Below are 16,445 nucleotides of genomic sequence, written 5' to 3'. Positions count from 1 at the left end.
CGACGACAAGGGCGTATAAATTAAAAAGAAAACATCCACTTAAGTGGGGAATGGCCCGAAAGATCGGTCTCCTGGGAGGGGATGTATGGAGTACTATCGGACTGCGGATTTTCCCGCTGCGCGGCGGACGGCTTCATGGAACAACACTTATTCCAGCCGCTTTGCGCAAGTGACGTTTCAACCATCATCGAAAGGCGTTTTCGACGCGGAACTGCGCGTCACGTCGCTCGGCTTTCTTGGTTTCGCTGATGTACGCACAAATGGCGCTAGTATTGAACGCACTGCGGCGCATATCAGTGAAACCAAGGCGCATTTCTTTTCTTTTCTGTTGATGGCGCAAGGCGGCGCGCAGTTTTCACATTATGGCAATGAAACCCGGCTCGATGCCGGCGATTTCACCTTGTGCGACAATGCGGCGCCACATCGCATTCAGCTTGATGACGGCGCGCGGTTTTTAATTCTTCGCGCTTCGCCGAAAATGTTGAAGACACATCTTCCTTGCCCGGAGCAACTTTGCGGTTTGCGCCTGCCGGCTGAACTTGGCTTGACCAGCACAGCGTCGGCGATGGCGCATAGTCTATGGCGGAAGGCGGAAGAAGGGCTTCCCGCAGAGTTTGGCGACCGGATAGCTGGCCACCTTCTGGACGTGCTTGGCACGGCGTATTCCATCAGCCTCGGTCACAAGATGACCAACTCAACTGTGGTCGGGCTGCGCAAGGCGCAGGCAAAACAATTCATTGAAGCCAATCTGAACGACCCTGAACTTTCACCGGGAACCGTTGCCGAGGCCATGCGGATATCGCCTCGATATCTGCGCGTTTTATTCGCTGAAGAAAAAGAAACAACGTCCGCCTATATTTTGCGACGCCGCCTAGAAGAATGCGCATCGCAGATCGCGAATACTGCCTGGCGAAGCCTCACAGTATCGGAGATTGCATTCTCTTGGGGATTCAATAGCGCCGCTCATTTCGCCCGCGCATTTCGCGCGAAATATGGCATGGCGCCGTCCGAATACAGACGAATGCAATTGCGTCCGCATTAAGCGAGCGCTCGCCTGTCTCTCCGGTTGTTGACGCTGCAATGCAGCATAATCTCACCTTGAATCGCAACGCTCATGGGCGCCTCGTTCAATGCCGTCATGCGCAAACTGATATGCCATCAGGTGCAAGCTGTCCTCACGCAACTATGCGAGCTTCAAAATGGCGAAAACGCGCCGACCGGCCTGATGCAATAGACCGGTGTCGGCGGTGTAATAATAACGCCTGGGAGGGTAATCCGTTGCGAAATTTCAAATTGAACCGCATGTCGAAAACTGCGTTGTTGTCCGGCGCATCGATGGCCATGTTTGCGCTAGGGGCTTCGCCGGGGATGGCTCAGGGCGAGGGTGAGGCCGCTGCGAGCAGCGACCAGATCATCGTTACTGGATCGCGCATCAAGCGCGATGGCTTTGATCTCGCCGATCCCGGCCACAATCATGGACGCTGAGCTGATCCAAAATCTCGGCCAGACCAACGTGGCTGAAACGTTGCGGCTAATTCCGCAAATATCGTTGTTTCAGTCGGATGCGACGGCGGGCATCACGGCAGGTGCAAATGTCGGCGCGTTCTACGCGAATTTGCGCGGCCTTAATCCTTACAACGGCACGCGCACATTGACGCTGGTCAATACACGGCGCTTTATTCCGACTTCTGACGGCGGTGCTGTCGATCTCAATATCATTCCTTCATCGATGATCGCCCGAGTTGAAACGGTTACGGGCGGCGCCTCGGCGGCCTATGGCTCAGACGCTGTCGCCGGTGTCGTAAACATCATTCTCGACACCGATTTTGAAGGCTTTCGCGGACAGGTTGATTACGGTCAAACGTCACGCGGCGATGGCGAGACATATCATGCGTCGCTGACCCTGGGCTCAAGCTTTGCTGATGATCGCGGTCATATCGTTTTTGGCGGCGAATTCGAGAAGAAAGAAGGCATTGGCGATTGCGCCGACGTGCGACTGTGGTGTGCGGAAGGGTGGGATCGCTTCACCAACGCCAGCAATATCCTCGATGATGGCACAATCTCCGGATACAACCTGCCCGGCACGCCGGGCTATGGTTTGCCGAACTTCATCATCGGTCCAGATTCCAAGCAGGCGTTTAACGATCCGCATGGTGTTGTCCGCAACAGAAATCCGGCTGACCCTGCGGCGCGCAATAAGCGCTTCAATGATGACGGCACCGGCATTCTCGACTTTGACACCGGGCAATATGTATCGACATCGACATTCGGGGCGCGTCAAGGCGGTGACGGCGCTTCTACTTACGCCGACTCCGATCTACAGACGCCGACCGAGCGCTATGTCGGATATCTCTATGGCGAATATGAACTGACGGACGCTGTCAATTTTGTGACGGAATTTACCTATGCCAACCGCACCGCAAGCAATAGCGGCGTTACGGCGGGCCCGCGGTCGACATTTTTTGTAAAGCCGACCAACGCATATTTGCCGGCCGAACTTGTGACCTTGCTGGACGGCACGTCTTTCAGTCTCGGCAAGGATCTTGATGGTCAGGTCGCTTCATTCAACCAGGTGAAGACCGAAGTTTTCCGCGGCGTCATCGGGTTTAATGGCGAGCTTGGCGACAACTGGTCCTGGGACCTTTACTATCAATACGGAAAGAATGACAGGCAGCTCGACCGCACCAATTCGCGGGTTAACACGCCATTCGTTTATGCGTTGGATGCTGTCTTCGACCCGATGAGCGGCGATATTGTGTGCGCGGAATTGCTGGAAGCTGATCCCGATCCAATTGCAGATGGATGCGTTCCGTTTAATCTTTTTGGCCTCGATAATCTTGACCCTGCTGCGGTTGCCTATGCTTACCGCCCGGTCGTCGAAGATTTCAAATATGACCAGCACGTCATCGCCGGCACCATTCAAGGGGAAATTTTTGAAGGGTGGGGCGCAGGTCCAATCGGCGTAGCCGCAGGCGGCGAATATCGCAGCGAAGGCGGCGACGTCACGCATGGAGATATTCCAAACTACAACGACTACGCGTTTACGTTTGGTCTCGACTATGCCGGTGACATCAACGTCGCTGAAGGTTTTGTTGAAGTGAACGTGCCGGTTTTGCGCGACTCGGCGATCGGGGATTTTCTCGAAGTCAACGGCGCCGTGCGCCAGACTCGCAATCACGCCAGCGACCGCCTGACGGGTGAAGTAAAAACCACCAATGCAACAAGCTGGAAGGTGTCGACGATCTACGACATCACGGACGGCATTCGGTTCCGCGGTTCTCGGTCTCGCGACATTCGCGCCGCTGGCTTCCGCGAGCTTTTCCTCAAAAACGTGCCGACTGAGGAAGGTTCGTCTCAGGGCATCGTAGACAACCCCGCCATTCCGGGATCACCCGGTGGCGGCGGGGACGATCCGACGCCGATCCTGTCTGGCGGCGCTTTCTCCCTGACGCCAGAAAAGGCCGACACCACGACAGCGGGTTTTGTTGTCTCGCCTGGTTTCGTTCCGGGGCTGACGGTCTCCGCTGACTGGTATCAGATCAAGATCAAGGACGTGGTGTCGACTCTAACAGGGCAGGGCATCGTCGACTTCTGCGACGAGTACGATCTATTCTGCGACCGCATCACTTATAATTCGCCAACCGATATCAGCTTTGTCGATGCGCGACAGGTGAATCTCGGTCAGCTGACGGTGCGTGGGTTCGACTTTGAGATGGCGTATAATTTGCCGCTGGCGAATATCAGCGACGGCATGGCCGGGGACTTAAATCTGCGCCTGCTTGCAACTCATCAATATGATTTCGTTGTGCTGCCGGATCAGACTGTGACGCCGACTGACTATGCCGGTCAGTCCGGTCCCGTGCTGGATGGCGGTGACTTTAACCCATCCGCGAAATGGATCTGGAATGGGTTCATCTCTTACGATTACGGCGGGTTCAACACGACGGTATCGGTAAGGCGCGTTGGCTCGGGCATCTATAATGTCGATTATATCGGACCTGAAGATGCAGGCTATGATCCGACATTGATCAATAGTGTGAGCACCAACCGTGTCGACGGCGCCACTTACGTCAATCTCGCTATGTCCTACCAAATTCAAACCGGATCTGGCGGGCAGCATGTGGAGGTCTTCGGAACCGTCGACAATCTGTTCGACAAAACACCGCCGGTCGCGCCTGGCGGCGGCGGTTTGGGCGGCTCAAACTACCCGACAAACCCGGTCTATTTCGACACATTCGGAACGCGGTTTAAAACCGGTGTCCGGGTCCGCTTCTAGGGATTTTCTTCCCTTTGCTTTTATCTCCCTAGCAATAGGGGAGCCGGGTCTTGTTGCCCGGCTCCTCTCTTTTTGACCCTTGTTGCAGACGCGGAAATGACAGAACAAGTCGGACTCTTTCTTGATCAAGTAAAGCGATTGGCTTTTGGGCCCGGAGTCGCGGATGCGTTGCCGGACGATGTCGCCCGGCTGGGCCTTAAGTCGCTGCTGATCATTACGACGCCGCCGACACGGAGTTATGCTGATCGCATCGCCGAACGCGCAAAAAAGAACGGCGTTAAATCCGTCATCTGGGATGACTGCGCCGGCGAACCCGGCATCGTCGATTTCGAAAACGCGCTTGCGGCGGGGCGGTCGGCGTCAGCCGATGCGGTCGTCGGCCTTGGCGGCGGCAGCGCGATGGACCTCGCCAAACTTGTGGCGGCGTTACTCGATGGCACGCAAGGCATTCGCGAAGTTGAAGGTGTCGGCCGACTCGCGGGACGCGCTACATGGCTTGCCTGTGTTCCGACAACCGCCGGCACAGGCAGTGAAGTCTCTCCCATCGCAATCCTTCTCGATGAATCGGCGCTTCTGAAGAAGGGCGTGGTCAGCCCGCATCTCACCCCTGACGCAGCCTATGTTGACCCGCTTCTAACTGCGACCGTACCGGCGGGCGTGACTGCGGCGACGGGTCTGGATGCGCTGACCCATTGTATTGAGGCATACGCAAATAAATACGCCAACCCGATGATAGATACATTGGCGATAGAGGGCGTGCGGCTGATCTCCCAGAACCTTCTGCGCGCAGTGCGTGATGGCGATGACATCGAGGCGCGCACTGCAATGGCGCGGGGCAGTCTTTATGGCGGTCTGTGCCTCGGCCCGGTCAACACCGCCGCCGTCCATGCGCTCTCCTATCCGCTGGGCGGAGAGTTTCATATAGCGCATGGGATTTCAAACGCGCTGTTGCTGCCGCATGTGCTGGCTTTCAACCTGCCTGCAGCGCTGCCCCGTTATGCCGCGATTGCCGAAGGCTTGGGCGCTGAGGCGGGCGGCGCAGACGAAGTGGTCGCTCGGCGCGGGCTTGAACTTGTCGAACAATTAAGCGCCGATTGCGGCGTGCCGCTGCGATTGGCGGATCACGGCGTCAGCGCTGACGCGATTCCGCGTTTGGCGGATGGCGCCATGACCGTGACACGGTTGCTTGAACGCAATGTAAGAGACGTCACTTGGGACGACGCTTGCCGTATTTATGAACAGGCCTTTTGATGAGTGAAAATCATCCCGTAAGCGCGCAGGAAAGAGGCGGCCTGTTTGCCTGGTATCGTCAATCTACCAAAAAAGTCCGGCGTGTTTTCTGGACCTGTTCCGTCGCCTGGACACTCGATGCGATGGATGCGCTCGTCTATCAGTATCTCATTCCGGTCCTGATCACCGTCTTCGGGATGACGCTTGCACAGGCCGGCGCCATTGCCAGCGCGAACTATTTCGCCTCCGCGATTGGTGGCTGGATGGGGGGCTGGCTTGCAGATCGCTTCGGGCGTGTGCGGGTTTTGCAGATCACAATCCTCTGGTTCTCCTTCTTCTCTTTCCTTTCAGGCTTTGCTGAAACATATGAGCAATTGCTGATCATCCGGGTCTTGCAAGGGCTTGGCTTTGGCGCTGAATGGGCGGTTGGCGCCGTCTTGCTTGGGGAAATGATCAAGCCGGAGCATCGCGGCAAAGCACTTGGCACGGTTCATAGCGGCGCCGCCGTGGGCTCAGGGCTCGCAGCGCTTCTTGCCGGGCCGGTGGTTGCCTTCTTTCCTCCCGAATGGGGTTGGCGCGTTGTTTTCTGGATCGGACTGGCGCCGGCATTGCTTGTATTCTTCATCCGCCGCGGCGACGACGAGCCGGAAATTTTTAAAAAAATCAGGCGCGTGCGCGAGCTGAAAAGCGTAGCGTCTCGCCATGGGCGATTTTTCGGCCGAAATATTTACGCATTACCATGCTCGCAGCATTTCTGGCGGTCGGCGCTCAAGGCGCCGGCTACGCCGTCAGCAGTTTCCTGACGACATTCCTGCAGTCAGAACGCGGAATTTCTCCGTCAGCGGCCGGGCTGTTTGTCTTGATGAACAGCATCGGCGGTTTTTTCGGTATCATCACAAACGCCTATCTTGGTGATCGGGTCGGTCGGCGCATGGTGTTCCGCATTTTCGGCGCCGGATTTATCATCGCGACCATCGTCTATCTTTTTGCACCGCTCGGGAGCGCCGCCTATCTTCTTGTGCCGGCCGGGTTTGTGCAGTGTTTTTTCCAGTTTGGCATGTATGCCTCGTTCGGACCTTACTTCACTGAACTCTTTCCGACCGAAGTGCGTGCGACGGGGCAGGCTTTCGCTTACAATTTTGGCCGCGCGGCGAGCGGCGTCTTCATTCAAGGTGTCGCCATCTTGTCGGTCGGCATGGCGTTAAGCACGGGCATGACCATAATGGGCATCGCCGGGGTCACCTGCGCCATCATTGCAACGCTTTTATTGCCGGAAACTGCCGGGCGAGATCTGGAAGAGTTGGATGACAGCGCAAACGATAGCAAAATCGCCAACTGATGCGGATGCGCTTTGCGCGGCGCTGCATTCCGGGGCATGGTTCAGAGAGCGCGTCGCTAACCCGCCTGTAGCCAGATGATGAGCAGGAAATCGTGACAGAAAACACACCCCTTCTTTTGATCATTGGCGGCAGTCGCGGGATCGGCGCGGCGAGCGCGCTCGCCGCAGCGCGGGACGGATTTGATGTGGCGCTGACCTATGTCGGCGCCAAATCGGCGGCGGAAGCTGTTGCAGAAAAAATTCGCGGATTAGGCCGTCAGGCGCATGTGATCAAAGCGGATATGTCGATTGAGAGCGACATCGAAAAACTATTCACGCAAACGGACGCGATCGGCGGGCTGACAGCGGTTGTGTATAACAGCGCCATCACCGGCAAAAATTCAGCGCTTGCGGATGTGCAGACAAATACGTTGCGCGAGGTTGTTGAGGTGAATTTACTCGGCGCGATGATTGTCGGACGCGAGGCCGTGCGGCGCTTGTCCAACAAGCGCCGCGGGGCGGGCGGATCGATTGTTTTCATTTCGTCGCGTGCGTCCGAATACGGGGCCGCTGGAGAATATGTTTGGTACGCAGCATCGAAGGGCGGCATAGATAGTCTGACGATTGGACTTGCCCGTGAAGTTGCTGGCGAGGGCGTGCGAGTCAATGCGGTTGCGCCGGGGCCAATTGATACGGAGATGCACCGGCCCGGGCGTCTCGAAGAGGCGATCAAGCGATTTCCCTTCGGACGGGCGGGTACAGCCCAGGAAGTGGCGGACGCCGTGATGTTTCTGGTCTCCGAAAAATCATCCTTTACCTCCGGGGCGATCTTGAACGTATCCGGCGCGGCGTAGTCCCGCCCCCGAAAGGTGACGTGACCGTGCTCCCTGCTTGCGTGTCGCGCGGAGGCAATGCACATTCGCGCCCATGCAGGATCCCGCGAAACATCCCATTTCCGTAAGGTTCGAGCGCGTAGCGCCGCTTGTGGAGAGCGCGCGCGGCGAAGGGATCGACCTTGAAAAGCTATTTTCATCGTTGGACTTGCCGGTGGATTTGCTTGATGGCGGCAAAGCTGACTTTATTTCTCTCGCCGATTTCTATCGGCTACAGAACCGGCTTTCGATTCTGACCGGCGACGAAACCGTACACCTGTCATCGCGGCAACTGCTTCCCGGCAGCACTGATTTTGTCCTGTCGCATTTGACCGACTGTGAAAACCTTCATGAAGTTATGTGTGTCGTCGCCAAGTCCTATAACTTGTTGCATGGTGGACAGTTCAATCAGGTGGAAAAGAAGCGCGCCTCAATTGACTATCTGATAGACGATCGAAAATTTCCCTATGCCGGGATCAACGCCAAAGATGAAATTTATTTCCAATGCGAATGTATTTTGATTTTCCTGCATTGTTTGCTGATGGTGATTTCGCCTTCTGTGCGTGATGCGATCAAGTCGCTGGCGATTTGCCGACCCAGCCCGGGCGGAGATTGCGGGCATCTTGGATATTGGAACGCGCCCATCCGGTTCGGTTCGGAGATTTATAAGGTCTCATTTGACCGCGATGTCGCCTTGGCGCCGATAAAAATGCCGGCGCCGGAGGTGCTGACGGCAAACGCGGTCTATCAAATGATCGTTGAAACCGTGGCGGGCAAACATGCAGCGCTCGGGATTGCAAACCCGTTTTCGACGCGGGTGCGCGACGCGCTGGCGCGCGGCATTGTCGAACAGCCGGACGTTGCCGGACAGATGGGGCTTAGCGTTGCGACCTTGCGCCGGCGTCTGGCGGAAGAGGGCGTTCGGTTCCGCGAGCTGCGTGAGCAGGTGTTGAATGAGACCGCAAAGCGCCTGTTGGAAGAGGGGCGCTCGGTTGCCGACGTCTCAGAAGCGCTGGGGTTTTCCGAGGCGAGGGCGTTCAACCGCGCATTCAAGGATTGGAATGCAATGACGCCAAAATCTTTTTTAAAACAATAGTATAAAAAGGCTGGCGCCCTGACAACCCTCACAAATTCGATCCAATTGGCAACTCGGTGAGCGAAAATGTCCTCATTGTGTGAGCTATCGGGTCATTATGCGTGCAAGCATTCCCGCCTACTTTCCCGGCAAAACAACAATTACGCGTTTAGGGAGGTTCACATGAAAACAAGCTTGAAAACTGCTTTGTTGAAATCCGCAGGCAGAGCCGGGATCGTCGCTTTTTGTGCAAGCGCAGCGTTTGCCGCGGGCGGGACGGCAGCGCTAGCCCAAGGCGATCAGGCGTCTGGCGAAGGCGGCGACCGCATCGTTGTCACCGCACGGCGCCGCGAAGAATCGCTGCAAGACGTGCCGCTCGCGGTCTCGGCGTTTTCCGGCGATCAACTTACCGATCTGGGCGCCCAGGACCTAACCGACATCGAAGCGATCGCGCCGAACGTTACGCTTGAAACATCGCGCGCCACCAATTCCACGCTGACGGCCTTTATCCGCGGCGTTGGTCAGCAAGACCCTGTCAGCGGATTTGAAGCAGGCGTTGGCGTATATGTTGATGACGTTTACCTGAACCGTCCGCAGGCGGCATTGCTTGATGTTTATGAAGTTGATCGCATTGAAGTGCTGCGCGGTCCGCAGGGTACGCTGTACGGCCGGAACACCATCGGCGGCGCGGTCAAATATGTCACCCGCCGATTGACCGATGAACCGGAAGCACGGTTGCGCCTGACCGGCGGAAATTATGGCCAGTTCGATGCTGTCGGTAGTTTTAATCTGCCGCTCGTCAAAGAAACGGCGTCGGGCGCCTATCTACGCGCTGGCGGAACAATTGCTTATCTCACCCGAAACGGGTTCGGCGATAACCTCACCAATGGCCTTGAAAACTACAATAAAGATATCCTCGCGGGCCGGTTGAGCATGGATTGGGGCGTTACCGATTCTTTCTCGGTTCGCGTCAGCGGCGATTGGACTGAAGATAATTCTGATCCGCGACAAGGTCATCGTCTCCTGCCTTATACCGACCTGACCGAAACGCCGGCTGTTGACTATCCTGTGCTGGACAATGTTTTCGACACGCGCGCGGGCCTGAACAATCCTGAGCAAAGCGTTGTTGCGAAAGGCATCTCTGCGACGGTTGAATGGAATGTGTCCGATCAACTGACATTGAAAAATATCGTGGCGTTTCGCGAAGACCGCACCGAGGGGCCGATTGATTTCGACTCTTTGCCGATCGCTGACCTCGATGTTCCCGGTATCTATGACAATGATCAGTTCAGCGAGGAATTTCAGATTCTGTATCAGGGCGACCGCCTGAGCGGCGTCGCTGGCTTCTACTATCTTGATGCGGGCTCCGTTACGACGTTCGACGTCATTCTCGAAGAAACCGGCGCTTTGCCGGTTGTCGGACTTCCTGGCCTCAACGCCTTTACCAATTCCGATGTCAGCACCTCCACCTGGTCGATTTTTGGTGATTTCGCATTTGACATTACCGACACAATCTCGATTTCCGCTGGCGGGCGTTACACGTCCGACACGCGCGGCATGTCGCTGGATCGTACGACCTATCTTGGTGGTTTTTCTCCGACATTCGGCGGGCCGGACAGAGCGCCGATTGCTGTGGCGGCCGATCTCGATGCGGAGAAGAAATTCACTGATTTCAGCCCGCGCGTCAGCCTTTCCTGGGAGCCTTCGCCGGAACATACGCTTTATGTGTCCTACTCCCAGGGCTTCAAAGGCGGCAGCTTCGATCCGCGCTGCGGCGCCAATGCGGCGCCAGATTTGGACGGTGACGGGCAAACTGGTGCAACGGATGTTGATGACCAGATCGCATTTTGTCAGTTCGATCCTGAGAATATCAACACATATGAACTGGGTTGGAAAAACAGCCTTGCCGGGGGCGGTTCAATTCAAGCCTGGCGTTCTTCTACAGTGACTACAAAGACGTGCAGGTGCCTGGGTCGGTTGGTGTCGATGCGGATATGGACGGCATCGCCGAAACCTTTGCCGGCGTGACAACGAACGCCGCCGAGGCGACGCTCTATGGTCTTGAAGTTGAAGGCTTTGCGGTCTTGGCTGAAGATTTGGCGGCGTCAGGCGACTCGCTGAACTATCAGTTCTCGTTGGGTTATATTCACACTGAATATGACGAATATCTCGGACGGACAGGCACGGATATTTCCGACCTCGCAGTGTTCCAGAACACGCCGTCTATCACCGCATTCAGCCGGCTTTCCTATGAAAGGCCAGCGGCGCTGTTTGGCAAAGACGGTGACGCGAAATTGTCGACCTCTGCTTCCTATCGCAGCTTCACGCACCAGTTTGGCTATCCGTCGCCGCTTGATCAGCCGGAAGTGTGGCTGATGAACGCCGGAGTCTCCTGGACATCGGCAGATGGCGGGCTGCGTCTCAGCGTCAACGGCTCGAACCTGTTGAACAAGGAATATGTCGTCGCTGGCTATGACTTTGTGACGTCATATCCGGAATTCGGAAACTCTCCGCTTGGCCTTAGTGGTGTGCTGACGACCTTCTATGGAAATCCTCGCCAGGTGTTCGGCACTGTGGAAGTTGCGTTCTAGACATTTCCTCCCGGTCTAGGACATGAGCGGCGATCAGTTTATGCTGATCGCCGCGGCATTTCGCGGATAAGCGAAAAGGGCGTGTTGTGAAAAAAATTGTCTTTGGCCTTTTGAGCATTGCAGGTCTTGTTCTTGTGGCAGGGGGCGTACTGGTCTGGCGCGCAAGCGCCGGACTCGCCCCGGCCGCGCTTGAACAAGAATATATGCAGCCCATGGACCGCTTCGCGGAGATAGCGGGCGCCCGCGTGCGAATACGTGAAGAAGGCCCGATTGGCGCGCCGGCGATATTGCTCATTCATGGCTTCACCCACAGCCTTGAAACCTGGGACGGTTGGGCCGGGCGGCTTTCGGAAAATTATCGCGTCATCCGTTATGACATTCTTGGTCACGGACTAACCGGTCCCGATCCGAAGGAGCGTTATGCGCCAACCGAGCGGGCGGAGTTTGTGGGGGAGGTGCTCGATAGTCTGGGGCTGGAGCGCGCGACGATTGTCGGCAATTCTCTTGGCGGACTTGCCGCATGGCGGTTTGCCCATGACCACCCTGAGCGCGCTGTTGCGTTGATTCTGATTTCGCCGGGCGTCTTTTCGTTGAATGGCGTTAGTGACGAACCGGCGGAGATTCCGGCTGCGATGAAGGCGTATCTGATGACTGCGCCAGAAGCGGGGGTCGCAGCCAGCGCCGGTATTATTTATGGCGATGATTCCAAAATCACGCCGGAGCGCCTGAAAACCATGCGCGATATGATGCGCCGGCGCGGCAATGGAAAAGCGATGATTCGGTCGCTTGAAGAATTTACATTGCCAGACCCGACGACGCTCTTGCACGCCATCGCAACGCCAACGCTGATTGAGTGGGGCGAAGCAGACATTGTGATTCCCGTAGACCAGGGGCAACGCATGCAATCTGCGATGCCGAATGCCGTGTTGGTCACCTATCCCGGTGTCGGTCACGCAGCACAGGAAGAGGCGCCGGAAGCAACAGTCTCGGATGCGCTGGACTTTCTGAACGGACTTGAAGAATCGCGTGACGGAGCAACTGAGTAGATGAGCGCTCCGACACCTTTCTATCGCGCTTACGTTCTGTTTGCGTTGGTCGTCGTCTACACGTTCAATTTCATCGACCGGCAGATTGTCGGCATTCTCGCCGTGCCCATCAAAGCCGAGTTGGCGCTTTCTGACACGCAACTCAGTCTTATGGGCGGGCTGGCTTTTGCGCTCTTCTATACATTTCTTGGCATACCCATAGCCATGCTTGCGGACCGTTCCAACCGGACATGGATTATGACCGGTGCACTGGCCGTCTGGAGCGCCATGACCGCTGCTTGCGGCTTTGCGCAAAATTTCATGCAGCTTTTCCTTGCGCGGCTTGGTGTCGGGATCGGCGAAGCGGGCGGTGTAGCGCCAGCCTATTCGTTGATCTCCGACTATTTTCCTCAGGAAAAACGCGCCCGAGCGCTAAGCATCTATTCCTTCGGCATACCAATCGGTTCGGCGCTCGGCATTTTACTCGGGGGCGTTCTTACGAGTTACCTAGGGTGGCGTGAAGCATTTATGATAGTCGGTCTCGCTGGGCTTGCCATCGTGCCGGTGTTCAGGCTGACCATGCGTGAGCCGGTCCGGGGCGGCCTTGACCGGGTGCGTGCGCCCGCCGCGCCGGCGTCTTTTTCAGACGTATTGCGCACGGTTATTCGCAAGCCAAGTTTTTGGGGCTTGTCGCTCGGTGCGGCGAGTTCCTCAATGATGGGTTACGGGCTGATCTTCTGGTTGCCATCGTTTTTTGTGCGCAGCTATGGGGAGGCATTGCCGCAATTTTTCGCCTGGTTGCCAGAGTTCCTTGTGCCGGAGGACCCGAGCCCATTGCTTTATGCGTCGTATTTCTACGCTGCAATTCTGCTGGTCGGAGGCCTCGCAGGAATCTGGTTTGGCGGCGTTATGGCGGATCGCTTTGGCAAGGATAAAAAGGCGGCATATGCTTTCGTTCCCGCCTGTGCTTTTCTGTTGACCATACCCTTCTTTTTGACGGGAGTGACGGCGACATCATTGTGGGTCGCGTTTCCGGCATTTTTGATGATTCAAGCACTGAGTCTGGTTTGGCTCGGGCCAGTGCTCTCTGCCTTCCAACATTTGGCGCCCCCAATATGCGCGCAACGGCGTCCGCAATTTTTCTCTTCGTCAACAATCTTGTCGGGATAGGTCTAGGCAATCTTGCGATTGGTGCGATTTCTGACGGACTGAATGCGCAATATGGTGACGAAAGCCTGCGTTACGCGATCCTGTCAGGCACAGTGTTTTACGTCTTGGCGGCGGTGCTGCTTTTCGTCACCGCGCCACGGTTGAAGAAAGACTGGGTCGAGTAGGCGAGGGGGAGCGTTAAATGCGCGTCGGCGCGGACTGATTTTCAGTCGATCTGCGCGATAGGGACATATAGTTTTGCAATAGTCCCGCAGCCCTTTTTGCTTTCAAGCGCCCACTGCAAATTTTCATCAAACGCTTGCTTCTCGACGATGGAAAGGCCGACGCCTTTGCCGGTATCCGTTTCGCATGCCTGCGCGCCGCGAACATAGCGATCCTTTACCATTTCAAGTTCGTCTTCCGTCATGCCGGGTCCGGTATCATGGACTTCCAGGCAAAGAACGTCTCCTCTTCGTCTGGCGCCGATCAGAACCCGACCGCCTTCTCCATATTTGATCGCGTTGGAAACAAAATTCGTCATGATGCGCAGCACCGGAAAAGGCCGGCTCTCTATTTTTTGCGATGTGGGGGCGATGATGAGCTTTACGCCTTGGTTTTGAGCATCCGCTGCAAACATCGTCTCCAGCGCGGAGAAGAATTTCTCCACGTCAATGATTTCCGGTTGGTTTGTATCGAAACCGTGGCCGGCTTCATCATCTTCGATCGCGCTTTCGAGCGCTGCTTCCACCAGTTCTTCTATGTAGTTGAGAGATTGTTCAATCTCAGTAACGCGTTCGCCAGAATTCTTTTGCGAAATCACGTCACCCATGGCGGCGCGCAGCGCGTAAAGCGGTTGGCGCAAATCATGTGTCGTATCGACGAGAAGTCGGTTGTTGGTTTCGGCAAGTGTTTGCGCCAGGTGGTATTTCTGTTCCAGGCGCGCCAGCCTGTTGTGTAATTGCAGATTGGTGTCCAGAACCGCGATGCGATCCTGGTTTAGCGTCTCCCTGTCCCGCTGCAGGTCCACCACGATGAAAACGCTGGCCATTCCCATCATCAAGGCGTCGAAGACCATGGCGACGCGCATCGTGTCGAGAGATTGTAGCCTGGTGATGTCGATATTGATCCAGTGAACCACGGTCATTGTTACGGACGCAGTCAGTATGCCTAGCCAGCCAATGACAAAAAACAGAGTCCGGCGCCCGTATTTTTTATAGGCGGCGACGCCGATTGAGACGAATATGACAATGCTTACGGTTGTTGTGAGAACACCCAGTTTCTTCGCCGCTGACGCTCCAATAATAACGGCGGAAACGACAACCAAAATTTGCGTGACGACCACGCCGATAAGTAATTTATCAATCAGCGGGTGAATGGTTTTGGTGTTCAAATAGACTCTGGTGAACAGAGCGGCGAGGACTGGTAGTGCGCAGCCGATCGGCAAGGAAGACAGGTTATTCCATTCGGGATAGTTCGGCCAAAGATATTGGAAGGCATAGCCGTCGCGCTGGAAAATAAAAAGGAGGACGCCGCCCGCATAAAACGCATAGGCGACAAAAGTGGCGTTTGCCCAAAACATTCTTCCCGCGATGCTGGCGATGATGAACATCGCCATGACGCCGTAAAACAGAAAATCAATTACAATGCGTTGGTTTGATGTGCCGGCGAAGCTGAGCGGCGTCTCAAGGGAGAGTGGTAAGACCGTGTTGCCCTCTGATGTATAGCGAATGTAAAAAGCGCCCTGCGAATTTCCCGCCAGGGTAAATGGCGCAACCGGTTCGTGATAAGCGACCGGCCGGGAACCGAATGTAGAATCCCTTTTCTGGTCCAGGGATAGGTCGACGCCCGAGGGGGTCACGACAGCGACCATGATTTCCGGCATAAAGTTGGTATGCATGACGAGCATACGGTCTTGCGGCGATGCGCTGGTGTTTTCGAACGGCACCTTCAGCCAGATTCCCTTGGTGTAATAGTTGAAATCTGGTTCTGAAGTTTTGATGGCTTCGAATTGACTCTGGATTTCTGGCGAGAGGATTTGTTCTATGGTGAGAGGCGCGTCCTTTTCCAGATAAGCTGAAACATATTCATTGATGCTGCCTGACGGCTTGTTGTTTTCGATCAGCAGAGCGTCGTTTGCACGGGCTTCGGTCGGTGCTGCATAGAGTGGGTGGGTTGGCGCGCCGAACAGGCAGGTTCCCAAAGCCGCCAAAAATATGTAAAGACGCTTCAGCATGGCCAATGGGTGGAGGGCTGAGCATTTTGACGTATTCTGTCGTAATCGCTGATGATCATATGCTTGTGCGGCAAAGCATAAGGCATATCCTTGAATCCGCTAAGACGTTCAACATTGTCGGGGAGGCCGATAATGGGGTGTCAGCGGTGACTCTTGTCAAGTCGCTTCAGCCATATTTGCTGGTTCTCGATGTGGTGATGCCTCAGGCTACCGGTGTCGAGGTGATTGAAGAGACGCGTCGGTGGAGTGCAGACACCAAGATTGCGGTCATTACGGGCATGAGTTCGAACAGCATGCTTCAACATGTTTACGAAAGCGGAGTAGAAGGAATTTTCCTCAAAGCCGGCGATACGTCCGGTTGGGTTGAGGATTTTGTCGCAATTTGCGAAGGCGAGCGCCGGGTTAACGAGTCCGTGCTGCAGCTATTAGACAAAAATGGCGGTCAGAACGCGCTCACAGGGCGCGAACGCCAGATTCTTTTTGGCATTGCGCGAGGCGAAACAAATGCACGTATTGCGGACCGTCTCGGCATTAGCGCCAATACAGTGGATAAGCACCGCACCAGCATCATGCGCAAGCTGGGCGTGCATTCCGCCGCGGAATTGCTAGCCCGTGCGCTGCGCGACGGCCTGCTCGAAGGCGCCAATCAGAACTAGCGCCGGCCTGAGGGTTTCAC

Annotated in this window: 11 protein-coding genes and 2 pseudogenes; 12 read left to right on the top strand and 1 reads right to left on the bottom strand. The window is 55.9% G+C overall.

The genetic code is table 11. The annotated features are described in order from the left end of the window. Positions 1-85 precede the first annotated feature (85 nt). The 11 genes and pseudogenes from AC0L8G_RS17890 (at position 86) to AC0L8G_RS17840 (ending at position 13,721) form a co-directional block, all read left to right on the top strand. On the top strand, positions 86-1,042 hold the full coding sequence (locus AC0L8G_RS17890) for a helix-turn-helix domain-containing protein (protein ID WP_473385513.1): 957 nt from the start codon (positions 86-88) through the stop codon (positions 1,040-1,042). Between the two features lie 260 nt (positions 1,043-1,302). Next, entirely contained in the window at positions 1,303-1,485 is a 183-nt protein-coding gene (locus tag AC0L8G_RS17885; RefSeq protein ID WP_473385512.1) for a hypothetical protein, read from the top strand. Continuing rightward, entirely contained in the window at positions 1,475-4,276 is a 2,802-nt protein-coding gene (locus AC0L8G_RS17880; protein WP_473385511.1) for a TonB-dependent receptor domain-containing protein, read from the top strand. The genes AC0L8G_RS17885 and AC0L8G_RS17880 overlap by 11 nt, the downstream gene beginning before the upstream one ends. Positions 4,277-4,372: 96 nt before the next feature. Continuing rightward, on the top strand, positions 4,373-5,527 hold the full coding sequence (locus tag AC0L8G_RS17875) for an iron-containing alcohol dehydrogenase (protein WP_473385510.1): 1,155 nt from the start codon (positions 4,373-4,375) through the stop codon (positions 5,525-5,527). Further along, positions 5,527-6,309, top strand: coding sequence for an MFS transporter (locus AC0L8G_RS17870; RefSeq protein WP_473385509.1), 783 nt, complete (start codon positions 5,527-5,529; stop codon positions 6,307-6,309). The genes AC0L8G_RS17875 and AC0L8G_RS17870 overlap by 1 nt, the downstream gene beginning before the upstream one ends. Then, positions 6,246-6,845, top strand: a complete 600-nt coding sequence (locus AC0L8G_RS17865) for an MFS transporter (RefSeq protein ID WP_473385508.1) — start codon at positions 6,246-6,248, stop codon at positions 6,843-6,845. Before AC0L8G_RS17870 ends, AC0L8G_RS17865 begins: the two co-directional genes overlap by 64 nt. 92 nt (positions 6,846-6,937) lie before the next feature. Then, the gene (locus AC0L8G_RS17860) at positions 6,938-7,678 is read left to right on the top strand and encodes an SDR family oxidoreductase (RefSeq protein ID WP_473385507.1); all 741 of its coding nucleotides are present in this window, start codon (positions 6,938-6,940) and stop codon (positions 7,676-7,678) included. Between the two features lie 73 nt (positions 7,679-7,751). Then, positions 7,752-8,792 carry a helix-turn-helix domain-containing protein gene (locus tag AC0L8G_RS17855; RefSeq protein ID WP_473385506.1) on the top strand — a complete coding sequence of 347 codons (1,041 nt, stop codon included), beginning with the start codon at positions 7,752-7,754 and terminating at the stop codon, positions 8,790-8,792. Positions 8,793-8,858: 66 nt separating this feature from the next. Continuing rightward, positions 8,859-11,362 (top strand): annotated as a pseudogene (locus tag AC0L8G_RS17850) (TonB-dependent receptor). An 86-nt stretch (positions 11,363-11,448) separates the two neighbouring features. Further along, a complete protein-coding gene (locus AC0L8G_RS17845) occupies positions 11,449-12,408 on the top strand; it encodes an alpha/beta fold hydrolase (RefSeq protein WP_473385505.1) in 960 nt (319 codons plus the stop codon). Then, positions 12,409-13,721, top strand: a pseudogene (locus AC0L8G_RS17840) (spinster family MFS transporter). Positions 13,722-13,762: 41 nt separating this feature from the next. On the opposite strand, the gene AC0L8G_RS17835 reads toward AC0L8G_RS17840, so the two are convergent. Continuing rightward, entirely contained in the window at positions 13,763-15,769 is a 2,007-nt protein-coding gene (locus tag AC0L8G_RS17835; RefSeq protein WP_473385504.1) for a sensor histidine kinase, read from the bottom strand. Positions 15,770-15,774: 5 nt separating this feature from the next. Here AC0L8G_RS17835 and AC0L8G_RS17830 point away from each other — a divergent pair, with 5 nt between their 5' ends. Next, a complete protein-coding gene (locus AC0L8G_RS17830) occupies positions 15,775-16,425 on the top strand; it encodes a response regulator (RefSeq protein WP_473385503.1) in 651 nt (216 codons plus the stop codon). Positions 16,426-16,445 lie beyond the last annotated feature (20 nt).

Source organism: Hyphococcus sp. D3-15 (assembly GCF_055809375.1).
This window is presented reverse-complemented; position numbering and strand designations above follow the sequence as displayed.